Source organism: Leclercia tamurae (genome assembly GCF_025566055.1).
GTDB lineage: Bacteria > Pseudomonadota > Gammaproteobacteria > Enterobacterales > Enterobacteriaceae > Enterobacter > Enterobacter tamurae.
In genome coordinates this window covers 1-21,189 of record NZ_JAMHKS010000065.1, presented here as the reverse complement: position 1 = coordinate 21,189, position 21,189 = coordinate 1, and the positions used below count along the sequence as shown (strand labels likewise).

The following is a 21,189-nucleotide window of genomic DNA, read 5'->3' as shown; positions in this document are numbered from 1 at the left end:
CCCTATGGAAAAACTCGCTGAACTCAAACGCGCCAAGCTGATGGCGCTGTCGCTGCTGTTGATTGCCGCTGCGACCTTTATCGCCACCCTCTTCCTGCCGCAGACCTTCTGGGTGCGCGGAGTGAAGGCTATTGCCGAAGCGGCGATGGTCGGTGCCCTCGCTGACTGGTTTGCCGTAGTGGCCCTGTTCCGCCGGGTGCCGATCCCGTTTATCTCGCGCCATACGGCGATTATCCCGCGCAATAAAGACCGTATTGGCGACAATCTTGGCCAGTTCGTGCAGGAGAAATTTCTGGATACCCAATCGCTGGTGGCGCTGATTCGCAAACATGAACCGGCCCTGCTTATCGGCAACTGGTTCAGCCAGCCGGATAACGCCCAGCGCGTCGGGCAGCACATCATGCAGGTGATGAGCGGTTTCCTTGAGCTGACCGACGACGGGCGCATTCAGCGCATGCTCAAGCGGGCGGTACACAAGGCGCTGGATAAGGTCGATTTCAGCGAAACCAGCGCGGCGATGCTGGAGAGCATGACCAAAAATAACCGCCATCAGGTGCTGCTGGACGCAGTGATCAATCGTCTGATTACGCTCCTGCAGCGCGACACCACCCGCGACTTTATCGCCGCGCAAATCGTCCACTGGCTGAAGACCGAACACCCGCGCAAGGCGATGATCTTGCCCACCGAGTGGCTGGGGGATCAGAGCGCCGAGCTGGTGTCGAATGCGGTGAATGCCATCCTGGATGACGTCAGCCACGACCGCACCCACCAGATCCGGCAGGCCTTCGATCGTGCGGTGCTGAAGCTGGTGGAGAATCTGAAAAACGATCCGGAAACCGCCGCCAAAGCGGAGAACATCAAAGAGTATCTGAAGAACGACGAGGCCTTTAACCGCTATCTGGGTGAGATGTGGGCCGATCTGCGCCAGTGGCTGAAGGCCGACATGCAGAGCGACGACTCCCGCGTCAAGCAGCGCCTCGCCAACGCCGGGCTGTGGTTTGGTGAAACCCTGGTGGCGGATACCAACCTGCGCGCTTCGCTGAACGAACACCTCGAGCAGGCTGCCCATCGTGTGGCACCGGAGTTTGCCGCGTTCCTGACCCGCCATATCAGCGACACGGTCAAAGGCTGGGATGCCAAAGATATGTCCCGGCAGATTGAGCTCAACATCGGCAAGGACTTACAGTTTATCCGCGTCAACGGCACCCTGGTGGGCGGCACCATCGGGCTGATTCTGTTCCTGCTTTCGCAGCTGCCCGAGGTCCTGCCTCTAATCAGCCGATAGCCAGCCGCCCTGCTCATACTCCAGCAGCAACAGGATGGTTAACGCCTGGGCATAGGGCACCGGGGCCATGGCGATATCGCAGTAGTACTGAATATCCCAGCCCAGCATGGTGCCGCGCGAGGCTTCCCGCACGATGCCCTCGTCGTCGATACGCGCCATCACCGCCTCAAAGGCGCGCAGCGCATGCGCGCTGACAGACGCATCCAGGATCCCCATCCGTATCCCGCGCAGCATGCCCCAGGCGATGCCCGCCGTGGCGGAGGACTCCTGAGGCGAGAGCGGATCGTCGAGCACCGTGTACCACATGCCGTTCTCCGCCTGCAGCTCGCACAGACTGCGTACCTGACGCGACACCACCTGCGACAAATAGCGGCGCACGCTGGCGTCCAGATGTTCACCCATCAGCGCGATAAATTCCGGAATGGCGACGGTGATCCACGCGTTGCCCCGCGCCCAGAACGCCCCGGCAAAATGGTGCTTATCGACAAAGGTCCAGCCGTGATACCACAGGCCGCTGACCGGATCGCTGAGGTAGCGGGTGTGGAGCAGAAACTGGTAGCTGGCCTCGTCGATCAGATCCCGACGCTTCAACACAATGCCCGCCACGCCGAGGAACAGACAGGTCATAAACAGGGTGTCATCCCACAGCTGGCCGGTGTTGGGCTGCTCTTTCACCACGTGCTGGAACCCGCCCTCTTCCGTTTTGGGCAGATCGCGCAGCAGGGCGTCGGCCCAGTCGTTAACCGTCTCCAGCAGATCCTGGCGCTGATGATGCCCGGCCACCAGCGCCAGGGCGATCATCGGCGCGGTGGTGTTGATCTGCATCTCCGGCAGCCCTCTGGCAATTTGCCCCTCATACCAGGCGAGGATCGACTGTTGCAGCGCTGCGTCCTGCTGATGCTCCGCAAAGCGCCAGAAGCCATACAGCCCGACGCCAATCTCCCACTCCCACTCTTCGAAGTTGATGGCGAACCCATTCCCGACGCCCACCTCATCGAGATTTTTCAGGCGACAAAACCCGCGCACCACGCGATCCAGAGTCGTCATCTGCTGTTGTTTGTTCATGCTTTTTCCCCTGTAAGGTATGCCTCTGCCTGCGCCCGTAGCGCCCGGGCATCGGCCGCGCGCGTCAGCGCCAGGCGCTGCTGTTGCTGCCCCCGGCGGCCCGAGGCGATAAACAGCCCCTCCGGGAACAGCTGCCCCGCCAGATACTGCGCGGTCTGAAAGGCGAGCGTATTTTCCTCGCCCCAGAACGCCATCACATCGCAGCCCCGCTCGTCGTGCCAGTAGCGATAGCCCAGCGCCGTGGATTTCACCCGTCGCCACAGCACCTCGGGGAAATACTCCCCCTGGTGGCGATGCCAGAGGGAGAGCAGCGCCAGCAGGGCAAACACCGAGCCCTCTTCCCGGGCGCTGACGCGCTTCAGGGTGCGCAGCAGCAGGGCGTCGAGTTCCGGGCCATACTCGCGCCGGGCCATCAGGGTCAGCAGACGGCGGGCGCTGTCGTCCTGGGCTGGCTCGCAAACCGCTGGCGGCGCGATCGGCGGACACGCCTCAGGCAGCGACGCGCCGAGCGTGGGTTCGTCGAGATAAATCATCTCCAGGGCGAAGTTCGTCTCGCGCTCGAAGAGCTCATCGAGATGGATCAGCAGGCTGTTTCGGCCTGCGTTTAGCCTCAGCGAGACGTCGGTATACTGCAATCTGTTGCGGGTAAAAGGGGTGAAGCACGCCAGCAGCTCGCCGCCCTTCCAGATCCGTACCCCGCCGCAGGCCGCTACGCGAAAGGCAAAAGTGCCGCGGTGAGGCGCGAACAGATCCACCCTCAGCCAGCGCTGCAGATGGTATGCCTGGGGGCGGAACCCTGAAAAAGAGAGGGTGTTATCCACGCCCGCAACGGCTTCCCGGCACGGCAGCGCCTGGGCGGGATCGACATGCCGCCGGGCGTGCGTCTGCAGAAACAGATGACGGCAAAACGACACCGCATCCGGCCCCACCTCCCGGGCAGGATCGTCCGTTTCACCGGTATAAAACTCGGCAAAGCGCTCTGCTTTTGCCGCTGAAACCAGAAAACGCGTGAGCGCATCGCCCTGTGCTAACTGCCAGTCACCCTGGGACATATCTTCCTCATCTCTCGCAAAACGAATACATTGCGCCGTTATCATCAGCAGATTCGATATCTGCCGCGAGCAGCGGGATGCGAGGATTAGCGGGAACTGCCCGGCAACTCACAAACTGGCCGGGACGGGGAGACGGAGCGTGATGCGGATCGCATCCCGCCGCGGATGGAGAGAAAAAAAGATGAGGAAAATCACGCCGGTTTTTTAAGCCAGTCCCACCGGCGTGATGTGCATCACACAAACTAGCCCTTCAGCACTTTTAGCTCGTCGCTCAGGCTGTCCGCCAGGGCGCGCACGCGGGAGGCATCGAACAGCACGTGCAGGCCGGGGGAGGCATCGGCGTGCTTGATGCAGAAATCGTCCAGCTCGGCGGCGCTGCGATACAGCTCCTGAATGTTGATCTGGCAGATCTCGCGCATGCTCCAGCTGTTCTCCACTTCCCGGGCAAAGCGCAGGGTAAAGAAGGCTTTCTGGGCATGAACAAACAGATGGCAGTAGAGCGCAAAGCCCTGCCACTCCTCCAGCCAGCGGCGTTTCAGCGCCCAGGGGAACGCGGCGGTGTCGGCAAAGCGCAGGGCCTGTTCCTGCAACGCCTCTGAGGCATCCCGGGCGTCATCCTTCTCGCGGGCAATGCGCGACAGCGACGCGGAAGAGGCCTCCACGTCGCTGGCGCTGAAGAAAATATCGCGCTCCGATCCCGGCAGCCAGTGGTTGCGGTTGAGCTGGCCATAGAGGCTCCACACCGCCTGGCTGTAGCTCTCCGGCACCTGGCTGTGGCGATGAAAAACGTGATCGCGTACGTAGAGGGCGCCGTACAGCACCTGCCCCGCCTGCTCCAGCAGGGATCGGAAGATGCCAAAGGTGTCGCCGTCCGGGTGCCAGCCGTAGCGCTCATCCAGCCAGTCGCTCAGCAGCTGTGCCACGCTGAGATGACGGCCATCGCTGGTGACCATCCGGCTACAGGCCACCAGATTGCACTCGCTCAGGGTGCCCATCACCCAGTGATTATCGACCCCCTCCCAGCTGGTTTTGCACACCACGCCGCGGATCGCCGGGTTCGAGCGGCACCACAGCAGGCGGCCCTGCAGTTCGTCGATGCGCAGCCAGGGGAGCACGCCCCAGCCGACTTCCTCCCCCACCAGGTCGATATCCGCCCATACTTCCCGCTCCTGCACCGCCAGCAGCGCCGGGTTATTGGGAAACGAGGGCCAGAAACGTTCCGGGGTGAGTTTGATCGAGACGCTGACGCTCCGGGGCAGCGGGCGGATCGCCTCCAGCACGTTGTTAAGATCGTGGTTGCCTGCCGGGAACACCCGCAGCACCAGGTGCTTGTTCTCAGCCTGCATGGTGCGGGTCATGGCATTGAAGCAGCGGCTGTAGATCGCCAGACTGCGCTCATCGCGCTGAACCGGATTGACCTCGCCTTCGGCCTGCAACTCCCAGTTGGGGCGCGACACCGGCAGCAGGCCATCGGTGCTGGAGATAGCTACCAGCAGGCCGCTGAGCGCCGGTATGCGCTGGCAGATCAGGGCGATTTTGCGGGTCAGATATCCGCACCAGAAATCGACGTCGAGCCGCATGCCCTGGCCCGGCTCAAACAGATGCGGGTGCGCCAGCAACAGCTCGGTGGGGAAGCTGAACTCTTTGGCCTGCAGGTAAAAACGCAGCCCCTTTTGCTGACACAGCAGCCCCAGGCGGTTGAGGTAGACGCAGCGGGCACGCTGCTGGCTGGAGAGGCGGTCGTTGTCGAGGTGCGGCGTGTAGCCTTTCGGGGAGACCAGCTTGTCGAACAGATCCACCTGCCCGACAACCACCGTATTAAAATCATGCGCCACGGCCCAGTCGACCAGCTCGCAAGCCTTGTCCCAGTTCCAGTACGCCTGATTATTCAGCTCCAGCGCCCGCGTCTGCCACATATCGTCATCCCTTTTGTCGGCCAGTTAATCGACCGACAGTGATAGCACAGAACGTGGGGAAGATGTGTGCTACGGATTGCGGATCACGTAGCGCGTCGGCGCAAAGCAGTTAAGGATCAGATGCATAATGAACACCATGGTCAAGGTCGCCACCAGCGCCACCGTCACTGAGACGATGCGGTAGAGGTCGCTGAACACCAGGTCGCCGTCCGGGTGCATGTTCTGGCCGAACATGATCCCGATGGTGGTGATGCTGGCAAAACCGACCCCGGCCCCCACCTTCTCCATCACGTGCAGGCGGGCACCAAACGCCAGCCCGAGGCCAATCAGGGGCATCATCAGCAGCATATGGCTGCTGTGATCGTACAGCACCAACTGCACCACCAGAATGTAGAGGCAGCCGAGCACCACCCCGACCACGCGCCACAGGGAGCTCATCACCGCCCCGCGGTAGTGCATCGGGAAGAGGATCAGCACCCCCGCCATCAGTGCCGACAGAGAATCGCTGAGATCGCTTATCTGGAACACCACAAAAATCAGCGTCGCCACGGTGCCGGAGAGCAGTGACTCGTGGCGCACGCGGGCGGCGTCTTTCTCCAGCCGCGGCGGCGGCGTGCGCGGTTCAACGTCCGGCAGCAGAAAGTGCATCAGTGCGCTCAGGCCCACCGCCATCACGCTGGCTTCGAGGTTGGAGAACAGCAGCGTGTGCCAGTTGGTGGTGGGATAGCTCATAAAGTTGAGCATGGTGCTCTGACACACCACCCCCATCGAGCCGAACAGAAACAGCGGCCCCTGGCTCATAAAGCGAAAACGCATCACGTAGAGGCCAAACACCACCAGGGTCATAATTACCGGCCACTGCGCCAGATAGCCGATAATAAACACCATTTCGATGCAGTTCAGCGCGGAACTGAACACAAACTGCTTAGCGACGTGGCGGTTAAACACCGGCACCAGCGACAGGAGCATGATCGGGTAGATCACGAAGAAGACGCCGTAGCTGGTGTTGTAGAAGCTCGACACGCTCAGCGCAATCATCCCGGCAATCACGATCCGCAGCGTCTGGCGAAAGTCGTTGGCGGTGTAGACGATGTTGCCGTGCGGGGTAAAGACCCGCGCGAGGGTATTAATAGACATAATGCAGCAGGCTGACGAGGTGGATCTGCATCCCGGAGAAGAAGCGGGCGAACGGACCTTCGCTGTTGTAGAGCTGCACGGTGGCGCGCGCGCCGGTCGGGAGGTGCTTCGGCAGAGCGTCGTCCAGCGCCACGTGGATGCGCATCCGCTGGGCGTCACGCACCCAGCGGTTGGAGGTTTCCGGCTCCGACAGCTGGCCGTTGACTGCCTCCTGACCCGCTAAAATCCCGGCATCGCTGCTGGTGACGTGGGCGCGGAACACCCGGCCCGGGAAGGCGTCAAATACCACCGCGGCGTCGGTGTTCTGGTGGGTATGGCGCAGGCTCTTTTCGCGGAAATCGGCGACGATATCGCTCTGGTTGTTCACCAGCGCCAGCGCCGCCGAGCCGGAGGCGGCATAAAAGCCGGGACTCAGTTGAACGTTACTGACCGTGCCGTCGGCCTCGGCGTAGATTTTGGTCCAGCCGAGGTTGAGTTGAGCCTCGTCCAGCGCGTTGCGGTATTTTTGCAGGGTCACGTTATGCTGTTCATCCCGCTCGCCGCGCTCAATACGCAGCTGATGGATGTTAGCCTGCAGATTCGCCACCGACTGCTCGCTGCTCTGCCAGGTGGTACGCACCTTATCCAGATCCGCCTGGGAGACGTTCTGCAGGGTGCTGAGTTTCTGATAGCGATCGAAAGTGACTTTATCGTTGCGGGCGGTGAGCTGGGCGGTTTTCAGGCTGGCCTGGATCGCCACGATCTGCGCGTCCAGCTGCTGGTTGGCGAGACGTGCCTGCTGCAGGGCAATCTCAGCGGCCTCGACCTTATTACGGAACGGCGTGGCGTCGAGCTCAAACAGCAGATCGCCCTTCTTAACCTGGCTGTTATTGTGAACATGCACCGCGGCCACATAGCCGGAGACGCGCGCCGACACCGGCGTGACCACGCGCATCACCGTGGCGTCCGGCGTCAGCGGGATCCAGATATCGGCGACGATAAAATAGACAAACATCAGCAGGAAAGAGGCAATACTTACCCTTACCCAGCGGGCAAACTTTTGTTCAGGGGTCATGATTATTGGGTCTTGTTATCTTCTTCGCGGATTGTCCGCAAATTGCAGGCGATTTGATTGAGTGTGTTACTGAAAATCTCGAGATGCTCCGGGGCAATATTCTGCGATACCCGTTTCTGGAACGTTTCGATAACCCGGGTCAGCGTTTTCAGCACCGCGTTCCCTTCGGGTGTGAGCGTCAGCAGCCGGATGCGCTTGTCATAAGGCGATGTGGTGCGCAGCAGATAGCCCTGTTTTTCCAGCTGTGAAAGGGTGCGCATCAGCGGCGGCAGTTCAATGCCCTGCACCTCCGCCAGTTCGCTTACCGAGACGTTCTCTCCCAGTTGATCCAGCTGCATCATCACCGTCCAGCTCGACTGGGTTAACCCGGTCTCGAGAATGGCGTCGTCAATCACCGCGCGCCACTGACGCACAATCATTGCCATCCGCATGCCCATCGGCCGGCGGCAGAACAGATCTTCTTCACGCATGGGGGAACCTCGCTTCACACGCTGAGAAGATAATAGTTATCAGGGTAAGTATCAAGAAACGAGGAGGTTAAGAGCAGGAATTGCGAAAGCGAGGAGAGCCCTTGCAGGCTCAAAGATGCTGATCAAATTTCTTATACAAGCCGGTCAGATTGGTCACGGCGAATTTTCGATAGATATTGCGTCGATGATGGCTGACGGTTTTTCCGGTCACGTCCAGGTAGCGGGTAATTTCTTTATTCTTTTTCCCCGACACAATATAGGGCAGCAGCATGGTCTCCATGCGGGTTAAGCGTTGTTCTTTTTCAAGATGATGCCAGCGCGCATTTTTAAAAATAGTGACCGGCTGATCTTCCTGGGCAAGGTGGGTAAGACAGGCGTGTAATTTTCGCACGGCACTTTTACAGTCGATGGTGTAATCGGCGATGGTATTAATGAGAATATTTTCAATCGTGCTTTCGTAGCACACATCCCGGGTAATAAAAATAAAATAGCTCTGCTCGTAACGGTTTTTGACGTCCAGCAGCGCATTCAACACTTTAATATCCGACTCGCCATAATCCACCACAATGGCTTTGGTCAGGGCAAGATCCTCTTTCGTCGCTTTTTTAATGTCATCAAGATAAAGCACCCGTTGAAATGAGGGCGCGTCGATCATTAGCCGATCGACCAGCATGTTAAAGCCCTGCTGAAAGTATCTACAGGATGTTAATACTATAATCATTGCCTATATCCTTATCATCACTGTGGATTCAATCATAATCATCGAGAATGTAATTATTTTCAATTAACAGTTTTCCGGGGGATTGTAGGAATATTCTCAAGCAATTAGCGGCAATTCGTGCTGTTGCTCACAAAAAAGCATATTTAAAGAAAATATTAATCATTTATTACAGCGAGATATCCGACCACTTAAGATTTTTCCAGGCAAGGAAAGATCAATCCGACCCTGAGTTTTATTTTCTTTTGATATGCTGCGAAATGTAACGAAGGATTAAACGGTGTATGCATTTTTATATTCGCTATTGCGAAATAAAATCATTACGTAATTAGAGGGACACCTTATGAATAAATCATTTCGCCTGAATCAGCTGGCTATCAGTATGAGTATGATTCTGGGCAGCAGTTTAATTTTGTCACCAGCACTGGCAAATACGTGCGTGGGTAATTTAGTGAACGGAACCTGTGGATTAAAAGAAAATCCTACCTTATGGTCTTTCACCGCACCAACCCAGGATGGGGCTATTGATAGCACGGCAAAAGCGCAGAATATTTATTTTTCTGGCCCTTCCCGCACCGCTTCGGATACGCAGCAAATTCTCGTCGATGGCGCGAATCTGAGCAACTATTTCATCAACGTCAGCAAGGGCGGCACAGCCAACGTTGAAATGATCAAAGGCGCTAAGGTGGATTTCATCGAGGCGGGAAACAAGAAAGAGCAAACTCATACCCATATCGTCGTGGATGCTTCAACCCTGAACGGGGCCGTTAAAGGGAAGCATTATGAGTTGGACAAAGCCGCAACCTCGAAGGATTATCTCGCAGGTAACGCTATTTATCTGGATGCCGCCGACAGCGGTAATGCCGATATTGATATCCAGAATGACAGCCTGGTGACAGGCAGGATCTACGCGGGCGGCGCGGGTACCCACGACATTAGCGTGCAGGACAGCCATATCCAGGCTGGCGGTATTTTGCTGTACAACGCGCTAAATGATAACGCAATTACGGTCCAGCGCAGCACCATCAATACCACCAACGCCGTTGCCAAAACGGCCAATGCGATAGAAATCACTAACCTCACAGCCGCAGATAAAACGCATGCGATTGTCGTCGACCACAGCCAGCTGACGGGCTCGGTGACCCTCGCGACCTCAGGCAGCACCAGCACGCTGTCTGTTACGGATTCCAGTATCACTAAAACCACCCAGAAAGACGGTAACGCCATTGTCATGTCAAGTGGTACTGCCCACCTGACGCTGGATAAGAGCGAGATCCTCGGCCATGCGACACTTACCGGCGCGGTTGCGGGTAAGACTACCGCCTCGCTGACGGATTCCACCCTTACCGGCAACCTGATCGCCAACAGAGCCGCACAGATTGCGATGGATATCACCCGCTCCGTGCTGACGGGCAACATCAATGCCAGCACCGGCACAGGCAGCGTGGATCTGCATCTGACCGACAGCACCCTCTCCGGGGACGTCAATCTGAAAGGCACAACGGTGCTCCGCTCCGACATCTGGCTGGATAACACTAAGGTGGCGGGCCAGCTGTACGGCAGCGGCGACGCAAGCACCCTGCACCTGACGAACATGCCTGAATTTGGCGGGACGCAATTCAGCAACTTTGGCACGCTGGCCGTTGCGGGCGACCTGGTCCTGACCGACGGCTTTACTGATTCCAACGTGGGCAACGCCCTGACCGTTAACGGCACCACGATAACCGCCCCGGTGCAGCTGAGCAGCGGCAATTTAACCTTTGATAGCACCAAACTGATCGCCGATACCCTGGCGCTGAGCAGCGGCGCGTCGCTGAACATGGTCAACCATAGCCAGCTGCAAACCCGTTCCGACCAGCTGTTCAACCTGGCGGCCTCCTCCCTGCTGCCTGAGGGCTATAACGAGACCGGCGCGGGCATGAGCTTTACCGACAGCACGCTGATCCTGACCGATGACACCTACCATCTGGACTATGTGAAGGCGGTCAATGACCTGCTGGGCGCGACGGAAGGCAACAGCCTGGTGATGCTCGGCACCCTGCAAAATGCTGATAACGTGGCGGGCACCGCCAGCGTAATCGACGCCGCCATGACCCAGGCGGTGCTGGCTAATACCCAGGTCACCTCCAGTAAAAACCAGCTCAGTATCGGCGAGAAAGATGCGACCACTGATGAAGCCATTTTCGTGCGTAACGGCTTTGGCGCGGCACAGCTGCGGTTTGAAGGTGAAGGCCAGCCGTCGGTAGAGATTGGCGGCAACCAGACCCTGACCCTGACCGGGGCTGCGGGCGCGTTGTTCGACGTGGCTGACGCACCGGATACGCCTGTTGCGGTAGCGGTCAATAACGGAACGCTGAACTTAGGCACCACAGCGATGCCGGACGTTACCGGCCACCTCACCGGCACCGTCACCGTGGCTCCGGAAGGCACCCTGAACATCGTGGCAGGCGACCATACTCTGGTCTCCGGCGGATCCGCGGCCGGGGTTATCAGCAGCGGCCTGGTCACCGTACAACAGCAAGCCACCCTGCACAGCGACATGGCGCTGCAGGACAGCGCCCAGCTGGCGGTGAACGGTTCCCTGCAGGCAGGGCAGCTTATGGCCAGCCAGGATGCGCAGATCACCGTCGGTGATGTCACCGCCGCGGGTACGCTGATGGCAGAACGTTTAGATCTGCAGGGCGCACGGATGTTTATCGACCCGGCCTGGACCGAGGGCGGCACGCTGGCTAACGCCTCCCGCGTGGCAAGCGGCGGCAATGAGATCAACGGTCGCGTGACCGTGGGTCAGAACGCCCTGCTGGTGCTGGGGGATACGACCACTACCGCAGCAGAAGCCCGTTTCGCCGACAGCGGCTTAACCTGGGGTGAAAACGCCATCACGGCGGCGGTCTCTGTCCATACCCCGCAATTCCTTAACGCCTCCCAGGGCGGTCTGCGGGTCGACGGCTCTCTGACCGGTAACTCTGCCGACCGTGACGCCGCCTTTAACAGCGTCGACTTTGCCGACCACTCTCTGCTGATGGTTAATACCAAGGAGATGACCAACGGCCAGGCCGCACTGAATGCGACCGATGGCAGCCTGAACGTGGCGGACAGCGCCGCACTCTACGTCGCGGACGCGAAGGCAAACCAGACCTACGCGGTTGCCCGAGGCTTTAGCGACGTCAACCTCACCGGAAACGGCTGGCAGAACGAGAACCTGCTGCTGAACAAACTGCTGACGGCCACCACCGAGGAGCGTGACGGCGCGGTGCTGGTCACCACGAAGGCCCGCGCGGCACAGGACGTCCTGCCGGGTGTAGTCACCACCCATGCGCTGGATCAGCTTATCGCCAGCGGGGAGAACTCACGTTCTGCCAGCCAGGCGGGGGCGCGTTATCTGTCGGTTGCCATCGATACGCCACAGGCGAGCGTGGCTGAGGTGGTGAGAACCGTCAACAGCGCGGCGCATATCGCCACCGCAGGCGGAGTGCAGCACAACACCTGGGCGGCGGGCAATGCGGCGGTGGATGCCGTGCTGGAGCGTAACTCCGTTGCCAACGCGGCTCTGCAACCTGCGGACACCGATGCCAGCGTCTGGGTTCATACCCTGTACGGCAACCCGCGCAGCAGCGACCTGAACGCCGGGAACCTGAGCTACGGTCAAAACAGCAAATTCTACGGCCTGATGATGGGGGGAGATAAAACCTGGCAGACCGAACACGGCACCCTGCGCAGCGGCGCGGCGTTCCATGCCGGTAATGGCGACAGCGATTCACGCGGCGACGTCAATGCCACCCACAATGATTTCAGCTTCTGGGGCGTTACCCTGTACCAGAACTGGAACCAGGATCGCTGGAACCTGACGGGCGATGTCAGCCTGACCCAGACCAGCAACGATGTTGACCAGAAACAGCCGGGCTGGATGGAAGCAGGCAACAAGCTGAAGGCGAACGTGGACGGGATGTTGTTCAGCGCGGGCGTACGGGGCGAGTACCTGATTGAAACCGACGTGCTGGATATCATTCCTCATGCGGGGGTGCGCTATAACCAGCTCACAACCGATGCCTTTGATACCAAAAATGGTCAGGATGAACGCGTCTTCCATACCGATAAAGGCACCCAGAACATCTGGCAGTTCCCGGTAGGGGTGAAAGTGGCGAAAACCTTCGCGCTGGATTCCGGCTGGAAGATGAGTACCCTGGCCGATGCAGGCGTGGTGGCCGTCACCGGCGACCGGGAGAGTCAAAATACCCTGCGCACCGTGGGTATCAGTGGTAGCGATACTATCCGCGCAGAGATCATGGACGACACCGCCTTCAGCGGCCAACTGGGGGTTAAAATGCAGAAAAGTAATATGACCTTCGGCGTGGGCTATAACGTAAATGCCTCTCAGCATGACACCAATCAGACAATGAGCGCCACCTGGTCGCTCGCCTTCTAAAACCAATAAGCCGCATACGTGAGTATGCGGCTTTCTTTCTGGGTGCAATGGTAATATTAATTTATCGCGTTAGGCGAATGACGTTCAGATCCGTTTTTCCCTTCAGAAAATAACAGAAACTGTGACGCCGAAATATATTGTTCAACCGCATTCCACGCCACCACGTCAGTATATAACTCCGTAATCAGGGTCAGCAGAGACTGCTTTTTGTTTATCCATACGGCATGACTGCCGGTCTGGCTGTGGTTTTTTTCGATAAGCGCTGCCAAAAGGGCTTTAACGTCTTTAAGCGCTTTGCGCAGCGGAATGGGGACATCACTGCTTCCAAGACGGGATATATAATTTTCGGACAGTGCGGCAAGGCTGTCTACCGTTCCTGTGCCCTCCGATAATGAAATAATACTCTGGAACAGCACGCTCTCTGCGTAACTCTTCATTTTAGACACAATATATCTTCTCCCTGTTAATACATTGCACTTTTAAACATCTCACTATTTAGCTGGCGGGATCGCAGGCTAATTTTTTATGCTACATGAGAATCCTCAATCACGATAATAGTAAAAAGCGACATGCGAAAATTCTCAAACCAAATAAATTTAGTTTATGAATAAGTTCAGCCCTACACATAAGTGATATAAATGATTATGGAGCAGCCTTACGCGCTGACGCCGGGTGGCGCTACGCTTACCCGGCCTACGGTTCGTGCGGTTGATGCCGTGTGGGTGTTTTTGTAGGCCCGGCAAGCTTGCGCCGCCGGGCGTTTTCTCAGCGGCTAAAATGCCGATCGATGGCACGCTGACCTGATGCTGTCACTACCACCTCGCGAAAGCCCGCTACCCGCTGGATCCAGCCTTTGGTTTCCAGGTGAACCAGCAGCGCCGCACCCGCCTCGCCGCCCAGATGAAACCGCCGCTCGCTCCAGTCCAGACAGGCGCAGCAGGCTTTACGCCGGGTTTTGCTATTTAACGTGATCCCTAATGTCAGGAACGCCTCGCGCCCGCACAAGGTGAGGGCCGATCCATCCGCTACCAGCCACCCCTCCGCCTGCATAAAATCATAGATCTGCACCGCGACCGTGCCCGCCAGATGGTCGTAGCAGGTGCGGGCGTGACGCATCGGTTCCGGCGCGGTGGTCTGCGGCGGCGTGATGCGCCCCCACGACAGGCCCATCATCTGCTCCACCAGCTCCGCGACGTCATGCCCTGCCAGCCGATAGTAGCGATGCCGACCCTGAGACAGGCAGGTGATCAGCTTCCCGTCCAGCAGCCGGGTAAGATGCCCGCTGGCGGTAGAGGGTGCCACATCCGCCACCGCGCTGAGCTCGGTGGCGGTCCACGCCCGCCCATCCATCAGGGCGCAGAGCATTTTCACCCGGGAGGGATCGGCCATCGCCGCGGCAACCGCAGCAACGGCCAGCTCCAGCGCGGCGCTGTTATCAGGAGGTAAACTGGTCTTTAGCATTGGCAACCCATGGCCCGGTGATCTCTGCGGCCAGCTTATCATTATCCGTCAGCAGAATAAGGTGGTTCGCATGATCGCTGTACTGGGTGAGGATAGACACTCCCTGCCCTGCCAGCGCGGCGGCGATCTCCCCCAGCTCGCCGGGACGCTCCTGTCTCAGCTTACGGATCAGCGGCTTGCGCACCGCCTGCACGTTAAACCCGCCGTCGAGCAGCACACGTCGGGCCTTTTCACCCTCCTCCACCAGAAAATGCGCCTCCACGCCAAAGACGCCGCCGCCCTCCAGCCCCACGCCGTGTTGCCCCAGCAGCTGACCAAAGCGCGCCAGCTCGCCGAGCACGTCGTTGAACATCACATGGATGTCATACATCGGCATGCCCTCCGGTTTCTGAGGCGTATTCCCGTATCACCTGTGCCACACGAATGCGGTAGCAGGCAAAGATCGACGCTCGCCCTTCGGCCTGCGCGGCCTGGTGAAAGACGTTTTGCTTCCAGCTCCGGATCGCCTCTTCATCCCGCCACCAGGAGAGGGAGAGGATTTTGCCGTCGGTGGTCAGACTCTGAAAACGTTCGATATCGATAAAGCCGTCGATATCCGCCAGCAGCGGCTTCAGCTCGGCGGCCAGCTGCAGGTAACGCGCCTGATGCGCGGGTTGCGCTTTGGCTTCAAACAGGACTGCAATCATGAGGGTCTCTCCGTTGTGAGGGTCAGGAGAGGATGAGGGAAAGAAAAAGGTGATGCTTCGGTGAGGAGCGAAATGTGAGGATATGATTGAAAAACGTCCTGTTCAGCTTTATAGTCAGCGTACGGAAATTATCCGTACAAAAGAAACCCCGGAGTAAAAATGCCAGCACTGAAAAAACAGCGCATCGACCTCAGGTTAACTGATGACGACAAAAATCTGATCGAAGAAGCTGCGGCGATGACTAACCAGACAATTACCCAGTTTATGGTTAACAGTGCCTCTGAACGTGCTGCCGAAGTCATTGAGCAGCATCGCCGCCTGATCCTTAATGAGGATTCGTGGGATCGCGTTATGGATGCACTCGACAACCCGCCAGAGCCCAATGACAGGCTGAAACGCGCAGCAAAACGTCTGCAAAACATGGAGTAAGGCGTGGCTAATCTGACAATAAGGATGTTTTCGCAAGAGACTCACTATGATTTAACAGGCTTCAACTGCGGGGAAATCAGCCTTAACCGTTTTCTGTTGGAGCACCTTGCGCGCCAGCATGGTGGTCGACTGCTACGCGCTTATCTTCTCGTTACCGACGACCCTGTGCCAAAAGTGCTGGGTTACTATACGCTGTCCGGCAGTTGCTTTGAGAAAGAGAGCCTGCCCTCAAAAACGCAGCAGCGCAAAGTGCCCTATGTCAATGTGCCCAGCGTCACACTCGGGCGCCTTGCGGTACACCAGGATCTGCAGGGTCAGGGCTGGGGGATAACGCTGGTGACACATGCCATGAAAGTGGTCTGGCTGGCATCGCAGGCGGTAGGTATTCACGGCATGTTTGTGGATGCGCTCAACGATAGGGCGAAAGATTTTTATCTGAAGCTCGGCTTTATTCCTTTGACGGGCAGTAACGCCGATGCTCTTTTTTATCCCACAAAATCCATTAAAAAGCTGTTTGCCGGGTGACGCTGCGCTTACCCGGCCTGGAAAGGCCCGAACCGTAGGCCCGGCAAGCTTGCGCCGCCGGGCGTTTTTTAGCCGAGGATCGACTTCGGTTCCATAAACGCGCTGATCCCCCACGCCCCCATCTCGCGCCCCACGCCGGAGTGCTTGAACCCACCAAAAGGCGCTTTGGGCTCATGGGTCAGGGTGTTGACCAGCACGCGACCGGACTGGATCTGCTCTGCCACGCGCCGCGCCCGTTCCGCATCACCACCCAGCACCAGCGCGCTCAGGCCGTAATCGGTATCGTTAGCAATGGCGATGGCTTCGGCCTCGTCGCGGTAGGCGATCACGCACAGCACCGGGCCAAAGATCTCCTCCCGGGCGATAGCCATCTGATTATGCACGTCGGTAAACAGCGTCGGGCGGACAAACCAACCGTCCCGGGTGCCTTCCGGCCGCCCTTCTCCGCCCGCCAGAAGGCGTGCTCCCTCTGTCAGCCCTCGCTGGATATACCCCTGCACCCGCTGCCACTGTTTTTCGCTCACCATCGGGCCGACTTCGGTGGCGTTATCCCGCGGATCGCCGGACTTTACCGCCGCGATGGCCTGGGCCAGCGCCTGCTCGAATTCCGCTTTCCGCGACTGCGGCACCAGGATGCGCGTACCGGCCACGCACGCCTGTCCGCTGTTCATCAGTCCGGCCTGCACCGCCAGCGGAACGGCCTGTTTGATATCGGCATCGTCGAGAACGATCGTCGGGGATTTACCGCCCAGCTCCAGGGTGACGCGGGTAAAGTTCTCCGCCGCGTTGCGCAGGATCGCTTTGCCGGTCTGCGTTGAGCCGGTAAACGAGATTTTCGCAACAAGAGGGTGACGGCTGATGGTCTCGCCCACCGTGTCGCCGCGCCCGGTGACGATGTTGAACACCCCCGGCGGCAGGTCGGCGGCGTGTAACGCCTCGGTCACGATCTGCGTCTGCAGGGCGCTCATCTCGCTGGGCTTGATCACCGCCGTGCAGCCTGCGGCCAGCGCTGCCGCCAGTTTGCCGCAGATAAAGCCCGCATCGCTGTTCCACGGAGTGATCAGCCCGGCGACGCCCAGCGGGGTCATCTCTACCCGTGCCGCCCCGGCAGTGAGCACAAATTCAAACGCCTCCAGCGCCGCGATGGCCTGGCCGATCGCTTCCGCCGGATAGCTTGCCATCCACGCCGAGCGCGACGCGGGCGCGCCGTACTCCTCGATCACCGCCGCCAGCAGATCGTCATGACGGGCCGCCACCGCAGCCTGCATCCGCTGCAGCGCGGCAATACGTTCCTGCTTCGTGGTCTGTGACCACCCCGGAAAAGCGGCCTGCGCGGCAGCAATGGCGCGTTCGGCATCCACCGCGTCGGCCAGACGTACCTGGCCTATAACCCGGGCCGTTGCCGGGTTATAGAGATCAAAACGCTCGCTGCCGTGTGGGGTGACAAATTCACCGTTGATATAGATCTGTTCGATGTGATGCATATAAACCTCCTCAGGCTGGATGCACCCAGTCTGGCACACCTTCTCCGTTGCGATAATCCACGCTATGCTGCAAAGGTTGTTTCGATTTTCAGGATAATCTATGCACCGTTCAGGACTGACAGAGCTGGAAGTAGTGATGGCCGTGGTGCGTCGCGGCAGCTTTCGCGCCGCCGCCCAGGAGCTGGGGATGTCGGCCACCGCCGTGAGCAACGCCGTTGCCGGGCTGGAGAGCCGTCTGCAAACGCGGCTGTTTAACCGCACCACCCGCAGCGTGGGGCTCACCGACGCCGGGCAGCGCTATGTGGCGCGGATCGGCCCGGCGCTGCAGGAAATACGTCAGGCAGATGAAGAGATCCACAGCGACACCGACGAGCCTGCCGGCACCCTGCGCCTGAACGTTCCGAACAACGTCGGCACGCTGTTCCTGGATGCGCTGCTGATCGACTACATGATCCGCTACCCGAAAATGCGCGTCGAGGCGGTGAGTGAAGCGCGAATGATCGACATCGTGGCGGAGGGGTACGACGCCGGGGTGCGCCTCGCGGAGTCAGTGCCGCAGGACATGATCGCCGTGCCGCTCACGCCGGATATTCGTCAGCTGGTCACCGCCACGCCGGACTATTTTGCCCGCTACGGCACCCCGCAAACCCCTGACGATCTGCTGCATCACCAGGGGATCGGCATGCGGATGGCCCACGGGGGGATCTATCGCTGGGAGCTGGCGCGACGCGGAGAGCAGATCGCCCTGGCGGTGCCGCCGCGTTTTGCCACCTCGGATCTGTTTGCTTCTATCCGGGCGGTCAAAGCCGGGCTGGGGGTGGGATTTTTACCGGAACTCTATATCCAGCAGGAGCTGGAAAGCGGGGAGCTGGTGAGCGTGCTGGAGGAGTGGTCCCAGCCCTTTGCCGGGCTGCGCCTGTACTATCCCGGCCATCGCCACGTCCCGCCCGGGCTGCGGGCGCTGGTGGCGATGATCCGCGAGCGCGGTCTTACTCGAGGTTAGCCTTGTTCAGACCATACGCTGCATCCAGCGATCCCGGGGCCATACGGGAGGTGATCCCTAAGCGGTTCCAGGCGTTGATCGCCACGATCGCAAAGTTCAGCTCGGAGATCTCAATTTCCGAATAGTGTTCCGCCACGCTGCGGTACAGCACGTCGCTGACGCCGTGCGGGCCGATCTGGGTCAGCGCTTCGGTGAAGGCCAGCGCCGCTTTTTCACGGGCGCTGAACAGCGGCGACTCGCGCCATGCGCTCAGATGGTAGAGGCGCAGCTCGCGCTCGCCGGCAATTTTGGCCTCTTTCGCATGCATATCCAGACAAAATGTACAGCCGTTGAGCTGGGAGACGCGGATGTCGATCAGGTGCTTCAGCGCCGGGTCGATGGAGGTCTGGCTCACCGCCATGCTCAGGTCGGAGAGCGCTTTAGCGAGGGCAGGTGTGGCTTTATGGTGGTTAACGCGAGTGCTCATTGTCTTTCCTCTTTGATGTGCGGCATATGAAATGCGATGGGGCAAATCCACGCCGTTCATGACATAGTAAAAAGATACAAAAAGCGCAAAAAGAGGTAGGACATGAAACCGGGCTATCACGACATCTACACCCGCTATCGGGATAATATCACCCGCGGCGTCCTCAAACCCGGCGACAGGGTGCCCGCCATCCGCGTGCTGGCGGAAGAACTGAAGGTGGCGCGCAAAACCGTCGAAACTGCCTATGCCATTCTGATCGGCGAGGGCTATCTGGTGAGCCAGGGGGCGCGCGGCACGCAGGTGAACCCTGATTTAACCCTCCCCGCCACGCCTCCACTGCCCGATGACCCGCTGACGGGCCAGCTGCCGGAATCGCTGGTTAGCCAGCGGGAACGAGCGGGCTTTTTGCGCCCCGGCATCCCGGCGCTGGACAGTTTCCCGTATAAAAAGTGGCTGCTGCTGGCCGGCCAGGCGGTGCGCGCCATGCGTCAGGAGGAGATGCTCAACCCGCCGGTGATGGGCTGGGCTCCCCTGCGCCAGGCGATCGCCAGCTACCTGAATATCTCGCGCGGATTGTCCTGCACGCCGGACCAGGTGCTGATCACCAGCGGCTACAGCGGCAGCCTGCGGCTGATCCTCGACACCCTCGCCAGCCGCAACGACAAGGTGGTGTTTGAAGATCCGGGCTATTTTATGGGCCAGCAGTTGCTCCGGCGGATCCTGTCGCGCCTGCACACCGTGCCGGTGGATCGTTCCGGGATGGATACCGACTATCTGCTGCGCCACCACGCCGACGCCCGCTTTGCCATTGTCACTCCGTCGCACCAGAGCCCGCTGGCGGTGACGCTGTCGCTGCCGCGCAGGCAGCAGTTGCTCGACTGGGCCGGGCAGAACGAGGCCTGGATCATTGAGGACGACTATGACGGCGAGTTTCACTACACCCGCAAGGTGCTGCCATCGCTGAAAAGTCTCGATCGTCAGGATCGGGTGATCTACATGGGCACCTTCAGCAAAACGGTGATGCCCTCCCTGCGCCTCGGCTACGTGGTGATGCCCGCCAGCACGGTATCGGCCTTTAACGACTGCGCCGATCTGCTCGCCAGCGGCCAGCCGGTGCTGACTCAGAAGATCCTCAGCGCCTTCCTCAACGACGGCCACTTCTTCCGCCATCTGAAAAAGATGCGCGCCCTCTATCAGCAGCGGCGTGACTGGATGATTGCCGCCCTGCACGAGGTCTATGGGGATCGGTTCTTCACCGAGCAGAACGACGGCGGGATGCACATCGTGGCGTTTTTAACCACAGGCAGCTGCGACCAGGAGATCGCCCGCTGCTGGCAACAGCAGCAGCTGCAGGTGAATGCCCTGTCGGCGTGGTACAGCGGGTCGGGCAAGCGCTACGGGCTAGTGATGGGGTACAACAACGTGCGCAGCTATGACGAGGCCGTTGCGCTACTCACGCGACCGAAGATCCAAACCTGCGATCTTCTTAAATAGCAACCCCCTGATTTTGCATCATAAAACGCTGTTTTCAGATAATGATAAAGGTATGAATTACCGCGACGGCCTTTATAATCAACGCGCAAATTTAATACTTCTAAGGACAAGGAAATGAAATCACTTCTGGGATTCGATTATCTGTTAACGCCGCGCGTGCTGGTCTTCTTCTACTGGATCGCCATGCTGTTTATCCTGCTCGGCGGGATCTACTCGATGTTTACCGAACATCTGATCGCGGGCTTTTTCGGGATGCTGTTTAGCCTGATCGGCACCCGCGTGATGTTCGAGCTGATTATGGTGGCGTTTAAAAATAACGAATATCTGCGCCGTATTGCGGAAAACACCGGAAAACCTGGCGTCGAGTGATGCCTTTTATGCCGGGTGGCGGCTGCGCCTTACCCGGCCTTGTATTATCCTTTCGTGCAGAAAGAACCGGCCAGTTCTTTCTGCCATGCAGTCCACATGCCGTACCCGGCCTCAGGCCACGAGCCTGTATTGTAGATCCCTGCAGTGGG

The 21,189-nt window shown here is 59.1% G+C and carries 20 protein-coding genes; 7 read left to right on the top strand and 13 right to left on the bottom strand.

The window, feature by feature from the left end:
* Positions 1–4 precede the first annotated feature (4 nt).
* On the top strand, positions 5–1,285 hold the full coding sequence (locus tag M8318_RS04185) for a DUF445 domain-containing protein (RefSeq protein ID WP_262661066.1): 1,281 nt from the start codon (positions 5–7) through the stop codon (positions 1,283–1,285).
* Here M8318_RS04185 and bglB read toward each other — a convergent pair.
* The 7 genes from bglB to M8318_RS04150 all read right to left on the bottom strand — a co-directional run bounded on the left by bglB (position 1,271) and on the right by M8318_RS04150 (position 8,652).
* The gene (gene bglB, locus M8318_RS04180) at positions 1,271–2,350 is read right to left on the bottom strand and encodes a beta-galactosidase BglB (protein WP_262661065.1); all 1,080 of its coding nucleotides are present in this window, start codon (positions 2,348–2,350) and stop codon (positions 1,271–1,273) included. The two genes, M8318_RS04185 and bglB, sit on opposite strands and share 15 nt — an antisense overlap.
* Positions 2,347–3,402: a hypothetical protein gene (locus M8318_RS04175; protein ID WP_262661064.1), complete on the bottom strand. Its 1,056-nt coding sequence runs from the start codon at positions 3,400–3,402 to the stop codon at positions 2,347–2,349. Before M8318_RS04175 ends, bglB begins: the two co-directional genes overlap by 4 nt.
* 242 nt (positions 3,403–3,644) lie before the next feature.
* Complete coding sequence (locus M8318_RS04170; RefSeq protein WP_262661063.1) at positions 3,645–5,318, bottom strand: hypothetical protein; 1,674 nt, start codon at positions 5,316–5,318, stop codon at positions 3,645–3,647.
* Positions 5,319–5,387: 69 nt separating this feature from the next.
* Positions 5,388–6,455: a DUF2955 domain-containing protein gene (locus M8318_RS04165; RefSeq protein ID WP_262661062.1), complete on the bottom strand. Its 1,068-nt coding sequence runs from the start codon at positions 6,453–6,455 to the stop codon at positions 5,388–5,390.
* On the bottom strand, positions 6,445–7,512 hold the full coding sequence (locus tag M8318_RS04160) for an HlyD family secretion protein (protein WP_262661142.1): 1,068 nt from the start codon (positions 7,510–7,512) through the stop codon (positions 6,445–6,447). Before M8318_RS04160 ends, M8318_RS04165 begins: the two co-directional genes overlap by 11 nt.
* The gene (locus M8318_RS04155; protein WP_262661061.1) at positions 7,512–7,979 is read right to left on the bottom strand and encodes a MarR family winged helix-turn-helix transcriptional regulator; all 468 of its coding nucleotides are present in this window, start codon (positions 7,977–7,979) and stop codon (positions 7,512–7,514) included. Before M8318_RS04155 ends, M8318_RS04160 begins: the two co-directional genes overlap by 1 nt.
* Before the next feature lie 109 nt (positions 7,980–8,088).
* Positions 8,089–8,652 carry a helix-turn-helix transcriptional regulator gene (locus M8318_RS04150; protein WP_262661060.1) on the bottom strand — a complete coding sequence of 188 codons (564 nt, stop codon included), beginning with the start codon at positions 8,650–8,652 and terminating at the stop codon, positions 8,089–8,091.
* A gap of 388 nt (positions 8,653–9,040) precedes the next feature.
* On the opposite strand from M8318_RS04150, the gene M8318_RS04145 reads away from it, so the two are divergent.
* The gene (locus M8318_RS04145) at positions 9,041–13,123 is read left to right on the top strand and encodes an autotransporter outer membrane beta-barrel domain-containing protein (protein ID WP_262661059.1); all 4,083 of its coding nucleotides are present in this window, start codon (positions 9,041–9,043) and stop codon (positions 13,121–13,123) included.
* 56 nt (positions 13,124–13,179) lie between these two features.
* Here the strand turns inward: M8318_RS04145 and M8318_RS04140 are convergent, their stop codons facing one another.
* The 4 genes from M8318_RS04140 to M8318_RS04125 form a co-directional block, all read right to left on the bottom strand.
* Positions 13,180–13,569 (bottom strand): hypothetical protein, encoded by a 390-nt coding sequence (locus M8318_RS04140; RefSeq protein WP_262661058.1) that lies wholly within the window; start codon positions 13,567–13,569, stop codon positions 13,180–13,182.
* Positions 13,570–13,888: 319 nt separating this feature from the next.
* On the bottom strand, positions 13,889–14,584 hold the full coding sequence (locus M8318_RS04135) for an ArsR/SmtB family transcription factor (RefSeq protein WP_262661057.1): 696 nt from the start codon (positions 14,582–14,584) through the stop codon (positions 13,889–13,891).
* The gene (locus M8318_RS04130; protein ID WP_262661141.1) at positions 14,559–14,954 is read right to left on the bottom strand and encodes an amino acid-binding protein; all 396 of its coding nucleotides are present in this window, start codon (positions 14,952–14,954) and stop codon (positions 14,559–14,561) included. The genes M8318_RS04135 and M8318_RS04130 overlap by 26 nt, the downstream gene beginning before the upstream one ends.
* Entirely contained in the window at positions 14,947–15,270 is a 324-nt protein-coding gene (locus M8318_RS04125; RefSeq protein WP_166181481.1) for an antibiotic biosynthesis monooxygenase family protein, read from the bottom strand. Before M8318_RS04125 ends, M8318_RS04130 begins: the two co-directional genes overlap by 8 nt.
* A gap of 159 nt (positions 15,271–15,429) precedes the next feature.
* Between M8318_RS04125 and M8318_RS04120 the strand changes: the two genes are divergently transcribed.
* Positions 15,430–15,699, top strand: coding sequence for a type II toxin-antitoxin system TacA family antitoxin (locus M8318_RS04120; protein ID WP_106995670.1), 270 nt, complete (start codon positions 15,430–15,432; stop codon positions 15,697–15,699).
* Between the two features lie 24 nt (positions 15,700–15,723).
* Positions 15,724–16,224, top strand: coding sequence for a GNAT family N-acetyltransferase (locus M8318_RS04115; RefSeq protein ID WP_262661140.1), 501 nt, complete (start codon positions 15,724–15,726; stop codon positions 16,222–16,224).
* A 68-nt stretch (positions 16,225–16,292) separates the two neighbouring features.
* Here M8318_RS04115 and M8318_RS04110 read toward each other — a convergent pair whose 3' ends face one another.
* On the bottom strand, positions 16,293–17,708 hold the full coding sequence (locus tag M8318_RS04110) for an aldehyde dehydrogenase family protein (protein WP_262661056.1): 1,416 nt from the start codon (positions 17,706–17,708) through the stop codon (positions 16,293–16,295).
* A gap of 100 nt (positions 17,709–17,808) precedes the next feature.
* Between M8318_RS04110 and M8318_RS04105 the strand changes: the two genes are divergently transcribed.
* Positions 17,809–18,711, top strand: a complete 903-nt coding sequence (locus M8318_RS04105) for a LysR family transcriptional regulator (RefSeq protein WP_262661055.1) — start codon at positions 17,809–17,811, stop codon at positions 18,709–18,711.
* On the opposite strand, the gene M8318_RS04100 is transcribed toward M8318_RS04105, so the two are convergent.
* A complete protein-coding gene (locus tag M8318_RS04100; protein WP_262661054.1) occupies positions 18,698–19,177 on the bottom strand; it encodes a carboxymuconolactone decarboxylase family protein in 480 nt (159 codons plus the stop codon). The genes M8318_RS04105 and M8318_RS04100 overlap by 14 nt on opposite strands.
* A 102-nt stretch (positions 19,178–19,279) precedes the next feature.
* Here M8318_RS04100 and pdxR point away from each other — a divergent pair, with 102 nt between their 5' ends.
* On the top strand, positions 19,280–20,671 hold the full coding sequence (gene pdxR, locus M8318_RS04095; protein ID WP_262661053.1) for a MocR-like pyridoxine biosynthesis transcription factor PdxR: 1,392 nt from the start codon (positions 19,280–19,282) through the stop codon (positions 20,669–20,671).
* Between the two features lie 114 nt (positions 20,672–20,785).
* Positions 20,786–21,040, top strand: a complete 255-nt coding sequence (locus tag M8318_RS04090) for a DUF4282 domain-containing protein (RefSeq protein WP_262661052.1) — start codon at positions 20,786–20,788, stop codon at positions 21,038–21,040.
* Positions 21,041–21,189 lie beyond the last annotated feature (149 nt).

Excerpts from the sequence above, each read along its gene's own strand:
- M8318_RS04185 (WP_262661066.1), top strand. The coding sequence starts at position 5 with ATGGAAAAACTCGCTGAACTCAAACGCGCCAAGCTGATGGCGCTGTCG.
- M8318_RS04120 (WP_106995670.1), top strand. The coding sequence starts at position 15,430 with ATGCCAGCACTGAAAAAACAGCGCATCGACCTCAGGTTAACTGATGAC.
- M8318_RS04090 (WP_262661052.1), top strand. The coding sequence starts at position 20,786 with ATGAAATCACTTCTGGGATTCGATTATCTGTTAACGCCGCGCGTGCTG.
- M8318_RS04130 (WP_262661141.1), bottom strand. The coding sequence starts at position 14,954 with ATGTATGACATCCATGTGATGTTCAACGACGTGCTCGGCGAGCTGGCG.
- M8318_RS04115 (WP_262661140.1), top strand. The coding sequence starts at position 15,724 with ATGTTTTCGCAAGAGACTCACTATGATTTAACAGGCTTCAACTGCGGG.
- M8318_RS04100 (WP_262661054.1), bottom strand. The coding sequence starts at position 19,177 with ATGAGCACTCGCGTTAACCACCATAAAGCCACACCTGCCCTCGCTAAA.
- M8318_RS04165 (WP_262661062.1), bottom strand. The coding sequence starts at position 6,455 with ATGTCTATTAATACCCTCGCGCGGGTCTTTACCCCGCACGGCAACATC.
- pdxR (WP_262661053.1), top strand. The coding sequence starts at position 19,280 with ATGAAACCGGGCTATCACGACATCTACACCCGCTATCGGGATAATATC.
- M8318_RS04155 (WP_262661061.1), bottom strand. The coding sequence starts at position 7,979 with ATGCGTGAAGAAGATCTGTTCTGCCGCCGGCCGATGGGCATGCGGATG.
- M8318_RS04150 (WP_262661060.1), bottom strand. The coding sequence starts at position 8,652 with ATGCTGGTCGATCGGCTAATGATCGACGCGCCCTCATTTCAACGGGTG.
- M8318_RS04170 (WP_262661063.1), bottom strand. The coding sequence starts at position 5,318 with ATGTGGCAGACGCGGGCGCTGGAGCTGAATAATCAGGCGTACTGGAAC.
- M8318_RS04125 (WP_166181481.1), bottom strand. The coding sequence starts at position 15,270 with ATGATTGCAGTCCTGTTTGAAGCCAAAGCGCAACCCGCGCATCAGGCG.
- bglB (WP_262661065.1), bottom strand. The coding sequence starts at position 2,350 with ATGAACAAACAACAGCAGATGACGACTCTGGATCGCGTGGTGCGCGGG.
- M8318_RS04110 (WP_262661056.1), bottom strand. The coding sequence starts at position 17,708 with ATGCATCACATCGAACAGATCTATATCAACGGTGAATTTGTCACCCCA.
- M8318_RS04105 (WP_262661055.1), top strand. The coding sequence starts at position 17,809 with ATGCACCGTTCAGGACTGACAGAGCTGGAAGTAGTGATGGCCGTGGTG.
- M8318_RS04135 (WP_262661057.1), bottom strand. The coding sequence starts at position 14,584 with ATGCTAAAGACCAGTTTACCTCCTGATAACAGCGCCGCGCTGGAGCTG.
- M8318_RS04145 (WP_262661059.1), top strand. The coding sequence starts at position 9,041 with ATGAATAAATCATTTCGCCTGAATCAGCTGGCTATCAGTATGAGTATG.
- M8318_RS04175 (WP_262661064.1), bottom strand. The coding sequence starts at position 3,402 with ATGTCCCAGGGTGACTGGCAGTTAGCACAGGGCGATGCGCTCACGCGT.